The organism is Shewanella khirikhana (assembly GCF_003957745.1).
In the GTDB taxonomy this organism is placed as follows: Bacteria; Pseudomonadota; Gammaproteobacteria; order Enterobacterales; family Shewanellaceae; genus Shewanella; species Shewanella khirikhana.
In genome coordinates this window covers 4,662,063-4,676,923 of the sequence record NZ_CP020373.1, presented here as the reverse complement: position 1 = coordinate 4,676,923, position 14,861 = coordinate 4,662,063, and the positions used below count along the sequence as shown (strand labels likewise).

Genomic DNA, 14,861 nt, shown 5'->3' with positions numbered 1-14,861 from the left:
TTAACAACGCTGTTATTTCAGCGCTTTTCTTTTAATCCCATGGCATCCATCCACTGGTCGAAGTTGACCATATTGGCGGGCACCACCACGCGGCTTCCTTGCTGGCCAAGGCCCTTAAGCTGACTCAGATACTGCTCACCCAGTTGTAGCCTGAGCGCATTCTGGCCACCTGGGGCGGCAATCACCCCGGCGAGCTTTTCAATCGACTCGGCGGTGGCGCGGGCAATGGCCAGGATCTCTTCCGCCTTACCTTCGGCCTCGTTGATGCGCTTTTGCATCTCACCTTCTGAGCGGTTGATGGTTTCGGCCTTGATACCCTCGGAGCGGTTAATTTTGGCCTGTTTATCACCTTCACTCTTGGCCAGCAGCGCCCGGCGCTCACGCTCGGCGTTCACCTGCATTTCCATGGCGTTTTTCACGGTTTCAGGCGGCTGGATGTTTTTAATCTCATAGCGATGCACCCGAATACCCCAGGTGGCACCGGCCTGATCCAGCACTTCCACTACCTTGGCGCTGATCACATCGCGCTCTTCGAAGGTGCGGTCCAGCTCCAGAGTACCAATCACAGAACGGGTGGTGGTCTGCGCCAGCTGAATGGCGGCGTAGCGGTAGTCGGTCACGCCGTAACTGGCTTTAACCGGATCAACCACTGAGATATAAATCACCCCGTCCACTTCCACCTTTACTTCGTCGCTGGAGAAACACTCCTGCGGCGGAACATCGATGGTTTCTTCTTTCAAATCATGAATGTAAGAAACCTTATCGACAAAAGGCACCAGGGCGTGGAAGCCTGCATCCAGGGTGGAGTGGTACTTGCCCAGACGCTCAACAATGTACGCCGACTTGGTGGGTACCAGACGGATAGATTGGAACAGCTTCACAATAAAGATGAAGAAAATCAGGCCCCAAATGGCCACTACAATCAGGTCAGTTTCTACCGGCAATTCCATGTGTGCCTCTCCTTATGCCTTGTTCAACGCGTGGCTGACTTTGTCCATACCTTCGAAAAAGCCTTCCATTTTGGCAAGTTCTGCCGGCACCACCGAGACTTCGGCATTTTTCAACACCTCGCCTATCTGCTTGATAAACTGCTCTTTAAGCTGCATGTTCATCGCTTCAGTACCGCCATTCACCGCCAGTGCGCCGGATACCAGCGCCATGCCTTCGGCCTTGGCACCGGCCACAATGGCAATTTCGGCCGCAGTGCCCTTGGCTTCATTGATACGCTTTTGCTTCTCGCCTTCAGAGAGGTTGATAGCCTCCTGACGCTCACCTTCAGACAGGTTAATCATCGCCGCCTTTTCTGCGTTGGCGAGGGTGATTTCTGCCCGCTTGCGACGCTCAGCTTCCATTTGCTTTTCAAGGGTATGAATCACATGGCGCGATGGGGTGATGTTCTTAATCTCGTAGCGCAGCACCTTGATACCCCAGGGCTCGGAGGCCTTATCAATTTCCCGTACGATGGACTCGTTGAGGCGATCCCGCTCAGAGAAGGTTTCACTCAAAGTGAGCTTACCGATTTCCGAGCGCATGGTAGTCTGGGCCAGGTTTACCGCCGCCAGACGATAATCTTCAATGCCGTAGCTCGCCAGTTTGCCGTCCATCACCTTGAGGTACACCAGGCCATCCACCTCAAGCTGGGTGTTGTCCTTGGAGATACAGCTTTGGGCGGGTACGTCCAGCACCTGCTCGCGGGTATCGTGTTTGTACGCCACCCGGTCAAAAAACGGGATCAGAAAATGGAAGCCAGGTGCCAGCACGGTGCGAAACTTGCCAAGGCGCTCAATCACAGCCACCTCGCGCATGGGCACGACCAGCATCAGCTTATAAAGAAGAAAAACAATGAATAAGAAAACGATTGTGAACAGTAACATGGTTCCCTCCCTGTTCGAAAAATCAGGCGTGTTGGTCCGCAGGCACAGCCTCGACCACTAATGAAATGTTGTCACGGCAAATTACCCTGACACGGCTTCCTGATGGGATCAGGCTGCCATCCCCCAATGCGGGCCAGTCGGCCCCCTGAAACTCGACCCGGCCCGGTTTTTCCCCCGGCCCGATATCGGCTTTAACCAGCGCCTGCTGATTGTACAGATCCAGCTCTTCATCGGTGTTGTCGACGTGAGAGTCGCCCCCCACCAATCGCTGAGTCACATGACGAAATCCCAGCAACAACACCATAGAACTGATGAACCAGAGGGTGAAAGCCTGAGCCACGCCCTCAATCAAACCTATGCCCAGCGAGGCCGCCACAATAAGGCAGCTTGCGCCCAGCAGGATGACGATGCCACCGGGTACTATAACCTCGGCCAACATCAACACCACGCCGACACAGGCCCAAATGATTACCGGATTTGAAAACTCCATCTCCCCCTCCAATCCAGTGCGATCCTGACACGACTATAACAGCAGTTTTTCAGCTTGGCGACATATTATGTCAATCGTGATGGAATTTTTTCGGCCATAAAAAAAGCGCCCCGAGGGCGCCTTTTTAATCGAGCCGGGATCAGGCCAGCAGCTTGCGGGCCGCAGCCACAACCACAGACACAGCACTGACTTCAGTGTTCTTCATGGTGGACTCGTCCGGGATCTCCTGCTGGGTGCGGTTTACAATCACACCGGCCACACAGGCAGCACGCCAGCCTTGAGAGGCACACATGGTGAACAGGGTGGCGGACTCCATCTCGTAGTTCAGCACGCCCATGTCCTGCCACTCTTTCATGGAACCTTCAAAACGACGGGTCACGCGGCCAGATACAGTATCGTAGCGCTCCTGACCTGGGTAGAAGGTGTCGCTGGAGGCTGTTACACCAACGTGTGGCTCAACACCGGCATCGCGGCAGGCCGCTACCATGGCGCTGGTACATTCAAAGTTGGCCACCGCAGGGAACTCCATAGGAGCAAAGTGCAGGCTGGCGCCATCGAGACGCACAGATGCCTGGGTCACAATCAGGTCGCCCACGTTCACATGGGGCTGAATGGCACCCGTGGTGCCCACGCGCAGGAAGGTGTTGATGCCCAGCTGAGCCAGCTCTTCCACGGCGATAGAGGTAGATGGACCACCAATACCAGTAGAGCAAACCACCACAGGCTTGCCGTCCAGATAGGCCAGGTAAGTGGTGAATTCGCGGTGGCTTGCCAGGAAGGTTGGCTTATCCATCAGTTCGGCGATTCGCTTCACGCGCTCCGGGTCGCCCGGCACAATCGCCAGGGTGGCGCCGTCGAGCATGTCTTTTGTCAAACCCAGGTGAAATACATCAGCCATGGTGAAAACCCCTTTCATTTTTGATAATAAAATTCTAATAGCTTCGACTTTAACCTAGTATCGAAGCCGATAAGGTTAACTTGATCACGAAATTTCTGCCAATGCGTAAAGGTTATGTCGTAATAGAGTTACCAAACAAACTAATCTGCTGATTAATAAGATAGCAGCCATGGGTCGCGATTCCATTGGCCGAAAGGCCGATTCCCGCAATTGTGATCACAGTGGCAAATCCTGTGGTCAATTCACAATAAAAACCTTAAAAATAAATAGCTTAATTTAATGATATTCGTTTGGTGATCCAGATCACTTTTTGCCCTGAAACTCAGGCGTAGGGTTAAGGTGAACCCAAGAAAAAACACCTGTAAAAAAGGACGCTGCCGATGTTTCCAGAGTACCGAGAGCTGATCACCAAATTAAAAACCGAAGATGCGCACTTTATTAAAAAGTTTAATGAACACAATGAGCTAGACAAAGAAATCACAGAATTGGAGAGACATCCAGCCAGCGACAGCACCCCGGAATTGAAAGTTTTGAAGCAGAAGAAGCTGCACTTGAAAGAGGAAATACACCAAATCCTCAAGTCATACGACAACTGATGTCACCCTGTTAGCTGCTGCTTCAAAAAGCGAAGGGCGCCGATAAGGCGCCCTTCTTTTATGGGAAAACCGTTACAGGTAGTAGTCTTTCAGCGGTGGGAAACCATTGAAGCACACAGCTGAATAGGTCGTGGTGTACGCGCCCGCAGTCAGCCAGTAGAGGCGATCGCCAATGGCCAGATCAGCGGGCAGGCCGTATGCGTAGTGCTCATACATAATGTCGGCGCTGTCGCAGGTAGGACCGGCAATCACACATTTCTCCAGCTCACCCTTGGCCTCGGTGTAAATTGGGTACTTGATGGCTTCATCCATGGTCTCAATCAGACCGGAGAACTTACCCACGTCGGTATACACCCAACGCTCCAGCGCCGTGTGAGATTTACGGCTGATCAGCACCACTTCCGATACCAGCACACCGGCGTTGGAAATCAGCGAACGGCCCGGCTCCAGAATGATCTCCGGCAGTTCGTCACCAAAGTCTTCTTTGAGGAAGTGTTTGATCTGCTGGGCATAAACACCAAGCTGATTGGTCTTGTCGATATAGTTGGCCGGGAAACCACCACCCATGTTGATCATCTTGAGGGTAATGCCGTGATCGTCGCGCAGACGGTCGAACAACACCTTCACCTTGCCAATCGCCGCATCCCAGGCGCCGATATCGCGCTGCTGTGAGCCCACGTGGAAGGAAATGCCATAGGGGTCAAGGCCCAGCTCTTTGGCCAGGGCAAGTAGCTCGTAGGCCATTTCATTCTGGCAGCCGAACTTACGCGACAGCGGCCAGTCAGCGGTTTGTGAGCCTTCGGTCAGAATGCGCACATACACTTTTGAGCCGGGAGCTTCTTCGGCAATCATGCGCAGATCCGCTTCAGAGTCGGATGCAAAAAGGCGAACACCGCGCTCAAAGAAGGCACGCACGTCTTTGCGCTTCTTGATGGTATTGCCAAAGCTGACCCGATCGGCGCTTACGCCCACGGCCATCACCATATCCAGCTCATAGATGGAGGCGATATCGAAATTGGAGCCCTTGTCTTTCAGCAGCGTCAGGATTTCCTTCGCCGGATTGGCCTTAACTGCATAATAAACGTTGGCAAAGGGAAAGTTAGTCACCATGTCATCGTATTGCTTCGCGATGATATTGGTATCAATCACCACGAAAGGGGTTGCCTTGTCCTTGGCGAATTCCTGAATTCGCGCAAAGGTTTCACTGTCATAAAAATCAGCAACGTCAATAGATTGAAATTGGCTCATTGGCCCTTGGTCTCCTATGCTTCGCCTAAATAAAAGATGGCAGTCTGCCGCTAAAAATCGAGCGAAGTAGACGCTATTTTTTATGAAGATGCAACGAATTTTTATGCGATTTGCGTAATTTATTATTCATGAAAAGTCAAATATATTGAACGGTGCGTTTTAATTAATAAAAACAAAAAGATATAGAAGGTTTTGCAGCCACAAAATCGGTACCCATCTGCATTTTTTTGCTCTCATTTCTGCTGTTGATTGGCTAAGATGTCCCTTGCCCTCAGCTTGAGGCAAAGATAAAGGAAATATGGACATGAATTCGAGTCTGGAACAGGAACTGGCGCAGCTTCAGGGCGCCTACGACATCATTTACCAATATCTGGTGAATTACAGCTTTCAATTGATGGGCGCCATCCTCATCTTTCTCGCGGGCCTGTGGCTGGCGAAAAAGGTGGCTTCTATGGTGGCCAAGCAGCTCGAAAAGCATGAAATCGATATCACCCTGAGCAACTTTGCCACCAACCTTATCCGTATTTTGATTGTGATTATGGTGGCCATTGTCGCCCTGAGTAAGCTTGGGATCAGTGTCACCCCTATGGTCGCCGCCATAGGTGCTGCCTCCCTTGGTGCGGGTCTTGCCATTCAGGGAATGCTGTCCAACTACGCCGCCGGGATCACCATCATAGTCACCCGCCCCTTCGTGGTGGGTAACACCATCAGCGTGCGCGGCGTCACCGGCGTAGTAAAAGACATACTGCTGGGCATGACCATTCTGACCAATGAAGAAGGCGAGCAAATCAGCATCCCCAACAAGCATATTGTCGGCGAAATCCTGCATAACTCCTTCGAGTTCAAATTGGTGGAAAGCCATTTCAATATTGCTTATCAGGAAGATGCCGAGGCAGTGGTGGCCCTTATCAACGACGCCCTGTGCCAAAGCGGCCGCCTCAGCGCCGAACATCCACCTCAGGTGGGTATTAACGGCTTTAATGCCATAGGCATCGAGATAGGTATCCGCTATTGGCTGCCAACCCAAAGCTACTTCCAGGACAAATACATCACTCATCAGGCAATCCACAAAGCGCTGAAGGCAGCCGCCATCAAGATCCCCTGCCCCAGCCGTGAAGTGCATCTTATTTCGGAATGAGTCCACGCCAGTCAACGCCGGGGACACACCATTCATAAGCGCTGACGGGGTCATCGAAGACCAGCCAATCAGCACCCGCAATAAAGCTCACCAATAAAGGCTCCGCATCTGGCGGGGCCTTTATTTTTTCTGCTTATCCGTTCTTGTGCCATTCATTCGTCCGGCAAATACATATAACCACAGCTAATAATCAATATTAGATTCGCCTTATCGTTCATCACCATTGCCTTGCCTACAATGGCCTCACTTTCGAAAACAAAGTATTTCAACACCAAGGAGTGAACGATGAAAAAGTCAATGATTGCACTGGCCCTGATTGCTGCTACCTCTTATGCCAACGCCGCAGCACCTGAGAGCGGTTTCTACTTCGGCGCCGGCGCCGGCCAGACTGACTTCAACAATGTCAGCACCGACAGCCACCTGAAAGACGGTGACGACACCGCCTGGAATGCTGTTGCAGGTTATCAACTGAACAAATATTTTGCCGTCGAAGCTGGCTGGCAAGACCTGGGCACCCTGGATGCCACCGATATGCGCGGTGCAGCAGCTCAGGGGCAGAACATCGACGTGAGCGGTGCCACCCTCGGCATTGTGGGTACCCTGCCACTGTCTGAAAAATGGTTTTTGACCGGTGAGGCGGGTGCCTATCAGTACCACCTCGAGCACCAGATGGGCGTGGGCAAGTACGTGAGTGCCACTGACACCTCTCCCTATGTGGGCGCCGGTATCGGCTATCGCATCACCGACAATATGGACGTGACCGCCAAGTACCGCCGTTTCACCGATATCGATGAAACCGCATGGGAAACCGCCCATATGGACGCCGAAACCGTTGGCGTGCAGTTGACCTACCGCTTTGGCGCCAAGCCAGCTCCGGTAACAGCCGTGACACTGCCTGCGGTCATCGACAAGCAAACCAAGCCGATGCCTCGCCCTGTGGTGGAAACCCGCACCGAGAGCACCAGCGTTGCAGTACTGTTCGGCTTTGATTCAGCCGCTCTGACCGACGAAGGCCAGGCCAAGCTGGACCAAATCGTGGACCTGTCAAAGCAAAACGACAAAGACGCCATTGTGCTTATCGGTCAGGCCGACAACCAGGGCGACGCCAGCTACAACCAGATGCTGTCTGAGAAGCGTGTTGCCACAGTGACCGATTATCTGGCCAGCCACGGTGTTGACGTGCAGTCCATGGACCAGCGCGCCGAGGGTGAAACTCAGGCCCATGGCGACAGCATCAACGAACGTCAGCTGGAGCGTCGGGTGATTGTGACCCTGACCGCCGAGAAGCAAATTCAGGTAGCCCCGTAAGGGGTACCTTCAAGGTTTGGATAGTGGGGCTGATGGATTGCCCAACCTCCCGGTTGATTCAATGACTGCCACTTTGAGTCAACCACGCTTCGGGCAAGCTCGTTCTGCTCAGAATTGCCAATCATGCATAGCCGCTATGCAGCTCCCCCCGGCAATTCCCCGACAGAAAGCAGAGCGAGTGGAGGGGACGGCGCTTTCAGCCTTTGTGATCCGGGGCCATGGAATGGCCTTTTTTTATATCCATAGGGTTTGTGCAGCTAATTTTGCGATAAGGGTGCTTTCATTTTATAGTCAGCGGGTTACCCCCTGCTGTGAGACACGGATGCCCCTTTCGGACCAAAACCTTGAAAAGCTCAGAGCGAGCGATCTCAATGCCCTGTTTACCCTGTCGGTACTGCTGGAGCACGCCCATGTGTCACGCGCCGCCCAGGCACTGGGAATGTCCCAATCGGCCATGAGCCAGGCATTGAACCGCTTAAGAGTGCTGTTTGAAGATCCCCTGCTGATTAAAAGTCACAACGGCATGACCCTGTCGAGCAAGGCAGAAGCCATGCTTCCTGAGCTACAAAACTGCCTCACCATGGCATCGGCGCTGCTGGGGGATCAGAGTTTCGACCCGGCCAAGGCGCAGGAGCAGGTACGCTTCGCCATGAATGATGTGGCGGCTCAGCTGCTTATTCCCGACCTTATCAGCCACTTTGTTGAACGTGCGCCGGGGCTGACGCTGGACTATCAGGCCCAGCACAAAGACTGTTTTCAGTCGCTGCTGCGGGACAGACTGGATTTGGTGCTGGGGTTTTACGACAGCTTTCCCAAAGGTATCAGGCACACCAGCATCGGCAAGGCTTGCTGGCAATATGCCACCCTGGATAGTGATTCAGGCCCCAAGCGACTGCTCAGTTACCAGTTTCAGGAGCACGGCCAGTTAAAGCAGCAGCAAAGTCTGCAGGCCATGGATGATGCGGCGCAGGGTTATTTGCTGTCGTCCGAATCCTTAAGCGTGCTGGTCAATGGTCTGCGCCAGGCCGGAACCGCCACCCTGCTGCCCCATCATGCGGTGCTGGTATTGCCCGCAGAAATACAACAGCGGCTGGTCTGGTTTGGCGAGCCCCAATACCTCGATTTGCAGCTGTGCTGGGCGGACCGTCCAAGGCACAGACAACTGCATCTGTATTTTCGAAACGAGCTGGCGTCATTAGTGAAGGCCAGCCTGTTATCCAAAGAGTTTTCATTATGTTGAATCAGGCCGACATCGCCCGTATCCGTAGTTGCGACCTCAATCTGCTGCTGTGTCTTGCGGTATTGATTGAAGAGCAGAGTGTCTCGCGCAGCGCCGAGCGGCTGGGCCTGTCACAACCGGCCATGAGCCAGAACCTGAAAAAACTGCACAAGCTGTTTGATGAGCCGCTGTTTGTTAAGCAAGGCCAGGGCATTGCCGCCACCGACAAGGCGCTCAAGCTGTACCAGCCGCTGCACCAGTGGCTGCAGCTATCCAGCCGACTACTGCTGCAAAAGCCATTTTTGCCGGAGGAAGCCAGCGGTAAAATTCGCTTCAGCCTGGTGGCCGATGTGGCCGAGGCCTTTGTGCCGAGACTGCTGGAGCGGTTGATGGTGGATGCGCCCAATGTGGAGCTGGAGTTTATCCATAAACCGTCGGATATCTTTTCCATGTTGGAGTCGGGTGAGCTCGACTTGGCGGTAGGCGGGGTGGAAATGCCGCCACCCAACATTTATGGCCGCCGCACCACCCGCGAGCAATATCTGGTGTTTTTCAGCCCAAATCATCCCATCGCCAAGCTGGCAAAGCCGACGATTGAAGACGTGTTCGAGTGGGATCATGCCCGCTTCAGCGCCTCGAATCTGATTGAACAGCAAATCGACCTGTTGGCGCAGGAACTGGGCCTTGGCCGCAAATGCAGCTTCAGCTGCTCTTCGATTCTGGTACTGCAACAATCCCTGAAGGCCGGCAGGCACCTGGCATTCCTGCCGGAGCGATTCTTAGCCCGCAGCGAAGGCCTGCAGCACCTGGCGCTGGCACAAATTCCGGCCATCGAAGGCATGCTTTACTGGCATGCAAGGGTACATAAAGACCCATTAATCCAATGGTTTAAAGATTTGTGTATCGAGCTGACCAAAGACATGATTGCCGAGGGACAGCTGCCACAATCCTAGTGGTACGCCTCCAATATCGGCTCTGGGCTTGCCTGTGCCTCAGCGAAGCGAGTACGAGAGCCAAGCAAGCGCTACAGCCCCCGCTGCCACTCCTGTCGCAGATTTGCCTCGGCAGGCGCCTGCATCGCCAGTTGAACCTGCCTGAGCAGCGCATCCTTATCCCGCCCCAAAATGCCCTTCAACACCAGATAGTTGGAAGCGTGATCTGAGCGGAACACTGTCTGCTCAAGTTCAAGATTGGCCAGCAGCGTGTGCATTTCGGTAAACAGTTCCGCCTGGGACGGCAGCTCAAAACCACCATCAAAACCCTCATCCATCCGCGCCTTGCCAAGCGGCAATGTCACCACCAGAGTGCTCAGATAATCGGGCTGAGCGGCATTCATCAGCCGGGCAGAATTGAGCGCATGCTGATGCGACAGAGCCTTGCCACCGAGGCCATTTAAAATCATCACCGACGATTTCATCCCTGCGGCGCGGATTTTTTCCAGCGCCTCCAGCGACGAGGCAAAGGTTTCGCCCTTGGCAACCCGGGCCAGCACTTCATCATCGCCGCTCTCGCAGCCGACATACATCAAACTGAGCCCCAGCTCCCGCAGCCGCGCCAACTGTGGCACCGACTTATTGGCCAGATTGCGCGGCAGACAATAGCTGCTCACCCGGCTCACATCGGGCAGGTATTGTTTGATAAGCAGCAAGATGGCTTCGAGGCGGGCAAATGGCAGCGTCATGGCATCGCCATCGGCCAGAAACACCCGTCTGATGGGCACGCCCGAGGCAGCGGCTTTGGCCAGATCCGCCTCGATTTTGTCTTCTTTAAAGGCCCGAAAACGTTTCTGCTCGGCGGTATACATGTCGCAAAAACGGCAGCGGTTGTAGCTGCAACCGTTGGTCACCTGCAATATCAGTGACTTCCATTCCGAGGGCGGACGAAACACGGGTGCGATGTAGTCGAACATACTTAAGTTGATCCTTGACAAGCTCTGGGTGCGTATAGAGGATAAACATGCGCGAGCGCAAATTTTAACCAGATAAAATAGGGTAAAATGCGCGCTTAATATGCCAGTTATCACCTAATTGTTGGGGCGAGATATGATGAATCAAACCTTGGCGGTGGATCAAGACAGGCGAGGGATTGCACTGCGTACCCAGGACCACTGGGACACCATGACCGCAGAACAGAAGATGAGCCTCTACCGGCTGCAAACCTGGGGATATCGCCTGCTGTTTGTGCGTAACCTGCCTCAGGGCCCATTGGCGATTATCGCCCAGGATAAAGACATAGCCACCCTGGATGCCGATGGCGAGTTGAACACCCGGCCTGAGATAACCCTCAGGCCTCATTAAGCCTTCCCGGGCCCCTGTTGCCGATGCCCCTCCCCGGCAATAATGGGCTGACACAGACAGCATGCGGTCAATCTGGCCGCCGCTGCCTTGTTTTCTCAAATCTCTTAGCTTTCCGGCACGGATCAAGGCTTCCCTGATCCGGCCTTTTTGCATCTCACGGCGATTCACGGTCAAACAAAAAGCCCCGCTTGGCGGGGCTTTTACTCATATGGCTTGCAGGCAAATCAGGCGATGATTTCGTGATAGGTTTCTACCTGATACGACTCCACCAGCGCCGGCATGACCTGATGAAAATAGTGCTGGATAGCGTCTTTGGCGCAGTGCTCCTCAAACGCCTGCAGGTCGACAAACTTCTCCACAAAGGTGATGCGTCTTGGCTCATCACGGCTCTGGTTAAGTTCATAGCGGATGCAACCCGGCTCGCGGCGGGTGTCGGCAATCAGCGAACTCAGGGCAGCGATCAGCGCCTCTTCTTTGCCGGGAAAAGCCAGAAAGCTGGCAACACATACCAATTGGCGCTCGTTTTTCACGTATTGAGTCATGACATCAATTCCTTGTTGAACAACATGTCGAGGTGGGGAATACCATCTTCAAGATAGACGTCGGAGACAGCTGCAAAACCCAATGAGCCATAAAAGCCTTCGAGGTACTGCTGGGCACCAATCCGGATCCCGGCATCAGGCCACTGAGCCAGCGCCGCCTCTATGGCCTGGGCCATCAACTGGCGCGCATTACCGCCGCCACGGGCAGCCTCGGCCACCGCCACCCGGCCAATACTGGCCTCAGGATAACTCACGCCCGGCGGCAGAATACGGGCGTAAGCCACCAGCGCATCGTCACGCCAGCCAAGCAGATGCAGTGCATCCGGGGCCAGATCTTTGTTGTCCAGTTCGGGATAAGGGCAGCTTTGCTCCACCACGAAGATATCGACCCTGAGCTTAAGCAGCTGATACAGCGTCAGCGCATCCAGCTCAGCGAAGCGTTTGATTTGCCATTGGATCACGGGGCTCTCCGAAACAGTCGAAAACGCCAGTCTATCACCGCCAAACCCGTGGCGCAGCCCCACCGTTATCGGAATTAATGCATCTCACCGGCATTGGCGCCCGGCGCCTGTTTGCCCCTTGGACGGATAAGCAGCACTGCCACAACCGCCAGCCCCAGCAACATACCAATGGCAAAAAACACATCGTTATACGCCTGCATAAAGGCTTCCCGCGTCAGGGTATCGCCAAACAGCTTGCGGGCCATGGCATCGGCGCTGACAGGGTCAATCCCCGAGGCAAACAGGCTCGATGCCTGCGCCGACAGATGCTGCTGCACCGAGGCGCTGACGGCCGGCACCGACTCTTTCAGATAGGCCAGATGCTCCCGCGCCCGGTTGTCGAGCATGGTGGCCACCAGTGCAATACCACAGGCGCCGCCAAGATTTCGGATAAGATTCAGCAACGTAGAGGCGCTGGCACTGTCCTGGGGCTTCAGGTGCATGGTGGCAATAATACCGATGGGCACCAACACAAAGGGCTGCCCCATGGCGCGCACAATTTGTGCCACTATCATTTGCTCACCGGCGAAGTCGGCGGTCATATGGGAGTTCAGGTAATAACTCAGCGCAAACAGCAAAAAGCCCCAGGCCGCCAGATAACGGGGATCCCAGCGCTCAATCAGTCTGGGAACCAGCGGCAGGATCAGCAGCTGCGGGAAGCCCATCCACATGATGACCTTGCCAATCTCCAGCGCCGAGTAATTGTGGATCTGCGACAAGTACAGAGGGATAAGATAGATGGCACCAAACAGGCCAAGCCCCAGCAGAAAATAAGCCACCGATGACAGCGCAAAGTCACGCTGCGCCAGCAGTCTGAGATTCACCAGCGGTGACCGGCTTCTAAGCTGCAACACCACAAACAGTACCAGGTTGATGGCCGCAACTATGGCAAGATTCAGGATAAGATCCGAGCCAAACCAGTCTTTGCGGTTGCCCTCTTCCAGCACTACTTCGAGGCAGCCAAGCCCCAGAGCCATGGTCAGAATGGCCCCCAGACTTACCTGGGTCAGCTTGCTCCAATCGATAGGCTGCTTCTCAAGCCCCCACCCCAACATGGCCAGCACCAGCAGTCCGGGTGGCAGGTTGATGTAAAACAGAAAATGCCAGCTGAAATGCTCGGTGAGCCAGCCGCCCAGAGTTGGGCCAATCGACGGCGCAAAGGTAGCCGTTACCCCAAACAGCGCCATCCCTGTGGCCCGCTTTTCCTGAGGCAAACATTCAACAATCAGCCTGAAGGCCAAGGGAATTAACGCGCCACCAAAAAAGCCCTGCATCGCCCGAAAGGCAATCAGCGAGTTTAAATCCCAGGCCATGGAGCACAAAAGCGAACTGACAATAAAGGCCGAGGTACTCCACAGCAAATAACGGCGCACCGACAAGCCGGTGCTGAGCCAACCGGACAACGGAATGGCAATCATCTCCGCCACCAGATAAGCGGTGGAAATCCAGGAGCCTTCTTCCAGTGTCGCCCCCAGGCTACCCTGAATTTCCTTCATCGACGCATTGGTGATTTGGATATCCAATATCGCCATAAAGGCGCCGATAAGGCCGCCCATCACAGCAATCCAGGCGCGGCGGCTGCCGACCCCGTAGTCGATGGCAATATCAGATTTATCGCCCGGGGCGTGACCGGGCACGGAAACAGAGTGGCTCATGGTAGCTCCTTACATCCGGGCAGCATCTGGCAGCCTCAGCGGCTCGCCGTCAGCGCCTGGTTGGGGGCCAGCTGGGTATCCACCGACACCACGGCGCTGAGGCCGGGCACTACGTGGGCCTGCTCTTCACTCATTTCCAGCCGGATCCGCACCGGAATACGCTGCACAATCTTGGTGAAGTTGCCGGTGGCGTTCTCTGCCGGCAGCAGGCTGAATTTGGCACCGGAAGCCGGCGACAGGCTGTCGATGACTCCATGGAATTCATGGTCGGGAAACGCGTCGAGTGACACTGTCACCGGCTGACCGGGTTTCATCCCGTGGATCTGCGTTTCTTTGAAATTGGCAGTGATCCACATGGCCCCGTCCGGCACCAAACTGAAAAGCGCTTGCCCCGGCTGCACATACTGGCCGACAAAGGCGCCGCGCTTGCCCACCACCCCATCGAAGGGGGCGCGGATTTCGGTATCTTTAAGCTGCAATTTGGCCAGGCTTAATCCAGCCACAGCTTCGGCATGGCTGGCATTGAGCTGATTGCGCTCGGCCACCAGCACCGCCAGTTCCTGCTCACGGGCATCCAGCGATGCCTGGCTCTCTTCAGTACGGGCTGTGGCGCCATCGAGCTCGGCGCTCAGGCGATCCACATCGTCCTGGGAGCTGTAGTCACGGCGGCGCAGCTCACTGGCACGCACCAGTTGTTGCTTCACCCGCTTGTGCTCAGCATCGGCCGCCTGCACCCCGGCACGGGCCTGGGCGATGAGGGCGCCCTGCAAATTTATCTTGGCTTCCAGCGTGGCAAGTTCGGCACTGACATTGGCCAGACGCGCCTCGCTCTGTGCCACCCTGGCGCGGTATTCGCTGTCATCGAGGCGGGCAAGCAGGGCGCCGGCGAGCACATGCTGGTTGTCCTGCACCCGCGACTCCACCACCAGCCCCGGCACCTTCACGCTGACCTGAGAAATATCGGCTTCCACATAGGCGTTATCAGTGCGTTCAATAAACCTGAGGCTGTGCCACAGATACAGGCCACCGCCAACTATGGCCAGCACAGGTAACAGCACCCAGAGTTTTGATTTGCTCATTCGTAGACTCCTTATTC

Annotated in this window: 16 protein-coding genes; 6 read left to right on the top strand and 10 right to left on the bottom strand. The window is 54.8% G+C overall.

Translation table 11 applies throughout. The features are described 5' to 3' along the window. Positions 1 to 17: 17 nt before the first annotated feature. From STH12_RS20490 to udp, 4 genes are all read right to left on the bottom strand, one after another. Positions 18 to 950 (bottom strand): SPFH domain-containing protein, encoded by a 933-nt coding sequence (locus STH12_RS20490; protein WP_126169254.1) that lies wholly within the window; start codon positions 948 to 950, stop codon positions 18 to 20. 12 nt (positions 951 to 962) lie between these two features. Further along, entirely contained in the window at positions 963 to 1,874 is a 912-nt protein-coding gene (locus STH12_RS20485) for an SPFH domain-containing protein (RefSeq protein ID WP_126169253.1), read from the bottom strand. A 22-nt stretch (positions 1,875 to 1,896) separates the two neighbouring features. Continuing rightward, positions 1,897 to 2,364: an NfeD family protein gene (locus STH12_RS20480; protein ID WP_126169252.1), complete on the bottom strand. Its 468-nt coding sequence runs from the start codon at positions 2,362 to 2,364 to the stop codon at positions 1,897 to 1,899. Positions 2,365 to 2,503: 139 nt separating this feature from the next. Then, the gene (gene udp / locus STH12_RS20475) at positions 2,504 to 3,262 is read right to left on the bottom strand and encodes a uridine phosphorylase (RefSeq protein WP_126169251.1); all 759 of its coding nucleotides are present in this window, start codon (positions 3,260 to 3,262) and stop codon (positions 2,504 to 2,506) included. Between the two features lie 380 nt (positions 3,263 to 3,642). On the opposite strand from udp, the gene STH12_RS20470 reads away from it, so the two are divergent. Beyond that, entirely contained in the window at positions 3,643 to 3,858 is a 216-nt protein-coding gene (locus STH12_RS20470; protein ID WP_126169250.1) for a YdcH family protein, read from the top strand. Between the two features lie 72 nt (positions 3,859 to 3,930). On the opposite strand, the gene STH12_RS20465 is transcribed toward STH12_RS20470, so the two are convergent. Then, positions 3,931 to 5,106 (bottom strand): type III PLP-dependent enzyme, encoded by a 1,176-nt coding sequence (locus tag STH12_RS20465; protein WP_126169249.1) that lies wholly within the window; start codon positions 5,104 to 5,106, stop codon positions 3,931 to 3,933. Between the two features lie 304 nt (positions 5,107 to 5,410). Here STH12_RS20465 and STH12_RS20460 point away from each other — a divergent pair, with 304 nt between their 5' ends. From STH12_RS20460 to STH12_RS20445, 4 genes are all read left to right on the top strand, one after another. Then, complete coding sequence (locus STH12_RS20460; protein WP_126169248.1) at positions 5,411 to 6,244, top strand: mechanosensitive ion channel family protein; 834 nt, start codon at positions 5,411 to 5,413, stop codon at positions 6,242 to 6,244. Positions 6,245 to 6,529: 285 nt separating this feature from the next. After that, positions 6,530 to 7,552: an outer membrane beta-barrel protein gene (locus STH12_RS20455; RefSeq protein ID WP_126169247.1), complete on the top strand. Its 1,023-nt coding sequence runs from the start codon at positions 6,530 to 6,532 to the stop codon at positions 7,550 to 7,552. A 322-nt stretch (positions 7,553 to 7,874) separates the two neighbouring features. Then, the gene (locus STH12_RS20450) at positions 7,875 to 8,792 is read left to right on the top strand and encodes a LysR family transcriptional regulator (RefSeq protein WP_164551265.1); all 918 of its coding nucleotides are present in this window, start codon (positions 7,875 to 7,877) and stop codon (positions 8,790 to 8,792) included. Beyond that, positions 8,786 to 9,724, top strand: coding sequence for a LysR family transcriptional regulator (locus tag STH12_RS20445; RefSeq protein ID WP_237158677.1), 939 nt, complete (start codon positions 8,786 to 8,788; stop codon positions 9,722 to 9,724). Before STH12_RS20450 ends, STH12_RS20445 begins: the two co-directional genes overlap by 7 nt. Before the next feature lie 71 nt (positions 9,725 to 9,795). Here STH12_RS20445 and STH12_RS20440 read toward each other — a convergent pair whose 3' ends face one another. Further along, positions 9,796 to 10,680: a radical SAM protein gene (locus STH12_RS20440; RefSeq protein WP_126169245.1), complete on the bottom strand. Its 885-nt coding sequence runs from the start codon at positions 10,678 to 10,680 to the stop codon at positions 9,796 to 9,798. Positions 10,681 to 10,813: 133 nt separating this feature from the next. Between STH12_RS20440 and STH12_RS20435 the strand changes: the two genes are divergently transcribed. Then, a complete protein-coding gene (locus STH12_RS20435) occupies positions 10,814 to 11,068 on the top strand; it encodes a hypothetical protein (RefSeq protein WP_126169244.1) in 255 nt (84 codons plus the stop codon). 224 nt (positions 11,069 to 11,292) lie between these two features. Here the strand turns inward: STH12_RS20435 and STH12_RS20430 are convergent, their stop codons facing one another. The 4 genes from STH12_RS20430 to STH12_RS20415 all read right to left on the bottom strand — a co-directional run bounded on the left by STH12_RS20430 (position 11,293) and on the right by STH12_RS20415 (position 14,844). Continuing rightward, positions 11,293 to 11,610, bottom strand: coding sequence for a putative quinol monooxygenase (locus STH12_RS20430; protein WP_126169243.1), 318 nt, complete (start codon positions 11,608 to 11,610; stop codon positions 11,293 to 11,295). Continuing rightward, positions 11,607 to 12,068 carry a GNAT family N-acetyltransferase gene (locus STH12_RS20425; RefSeq protein ID WP_126169602.1) on the bottom strand — a complete coding sequence of 154 codons (462 nt, stop codon included), beginning with the start codon at positions 12,066 to 12,068 and terminating at the stop codon, positions 11,607 to 11,609. Before STH12_RS20425 ends, STH12_RS20430 begins: the two co-directional genes overlap by 4 nt. A 77-nt stretch (positions 12,069 to 12,145) precedes the next feature. Further along, complete coding sequence (locus STH12_RS20420; RefSeq protein WP_126169242.1) at positions 12,146 to 13,765, bottom strand: DHA2 family efflux MFS transporter permease subunit; 1,620 nt, start codon at positions 13,763 to 13,765, stop codon at positions 12,146 to 12,148. 35 nt (positions 13,766 to 13,800) lie between these two features. After that, positions 13,801 to 14,844 carry an HlyD family secretion protein gene (locus STH12_RS20415; RefSeq protein ID WP_126169241.1) on the bottom strand — a complete coding sequence of 348 codons (1,044 nt, stop codon included), beginning with the start codon at positions 14,842 to 14,844 and terminating at the stop codon, positions 13,801 to 13,803. Between the last annotated feature and the right edge of the window lie 17 nt (positions 14,845 to 14,861).

What these genes read in the sequence shown, in the direction of transcription:
- STH12_RS20490 (WP_126169254.1), bottom strand. Translation starts at nt 950, where the DNA reads ATGGAATTGCCGGTAGAAACTGACCTGATTGTAGTGGCCATTTGGGGC.
- STH12_RS20485 (WP_126169253.1), bottom strand. Translation starts at nt 1,874, where the DNA reads ATGTTACTGTTCACAATCGTTTTCTTATTCATTGTTTTTCTTCTTTAT.
- STH12_RS20480 (WP_126169252.1), bottom strand. Translation starts at nt 2,364, where the DNA reads ATGGAGTTTTCAAATCCGGTAATCATTTGGGCCTGTGTCGGCGTGGTG.
- udp (WP_126169251.1), bottom strand. Translation starts at nt 3,262, where the DNA reads ATGGCTGATGTATTTCACCTGGGTTTGACAAAAGACATGCTCGACGGC.
- STH12_RS20470 (WP_126169250.1), top strand. Translation starts at nt 3,643, where the DNA reads ATGTTTCCAGAGTACCGAGAGCTGATCACCAAATTAAAAACCGAAGAT.
- STH12_RS20465 (WP_126169249.1), bottom strand. Translation starts at nt 5,106, where the DNA reads ATGAGCCAATTTCAATCTATTGACGTTGCTGATTTTTATGACAGTGAA.
- STH12_RS20460 (WP_126169248.1), top strand. Translation starts at nt 5,411, where the DNA reads ATGAATTCGAGTCTGGAACAGGAACTGGCGCAGCTTCAGGGCGCCTAC.
- STH12_RS20455 (WP_126169247.1), top strand. Translation starts at nt 6,530, where the DNA reads ATGAAAAAGTCAATGATTGCACTGGCCCTGATTGCTGCTACCTCTTAT.
- STH12_RS20450 (WP_164551265.1), top strand. Translation starts at nt 7,875, where the DNA reads ATGCCCCTTTCGGACCAAAACCTTGAAAAGCTCAGAGCGAGCGATCTC.
- STH12_RS20445 (WP_237158677.1), top strand. Translation starts at nt 8,786, where the DNA reads ATGTTGAATCAGGCCGACATCGCCCGTATCCGTAGTTGCGACCTCAAT.
- STH12_RS20440 (WP_126169245.1), bottom strand. Translation starts at nt 10,680, where the DNA reads ATGTTCGACTACATCGCACCCGTGTTTCGTCCGCCCTCGGAATGGAAG.
- STH12_RS20435 (WP_126169244.1), top strand. Translation starts at nt 10,814, where the DNA reads ATGATGAATCAAACCTTGGCGGTGGATCAAGACAGGCGAGGGATTGCA.
- STH12_RS20430 (WP_126169243.1), bottom strand. Translation starts at nt 11,610, where the DNA reads ATGACTCAATACGTGAAAAACGAGCGCCAATTGGTATGTGTTGCCAGC.
- STH12_RS20420 (WP_126169242.1), bottom strand. Translation starts at nt 13,765, where the DNA reads ATGAGCCACTCTGTTTCCGTGCCCGGTCACGCCCCGGGCGATAAATCT.
- STH12_RS20415 (WP_126169241.1), bottom strand. Translation starts at nt 14,844, where the DNA reads ATGAGCAAATCAAAACTCTGGGTGCTGTTACCTGTGCTGGCCATAGTT.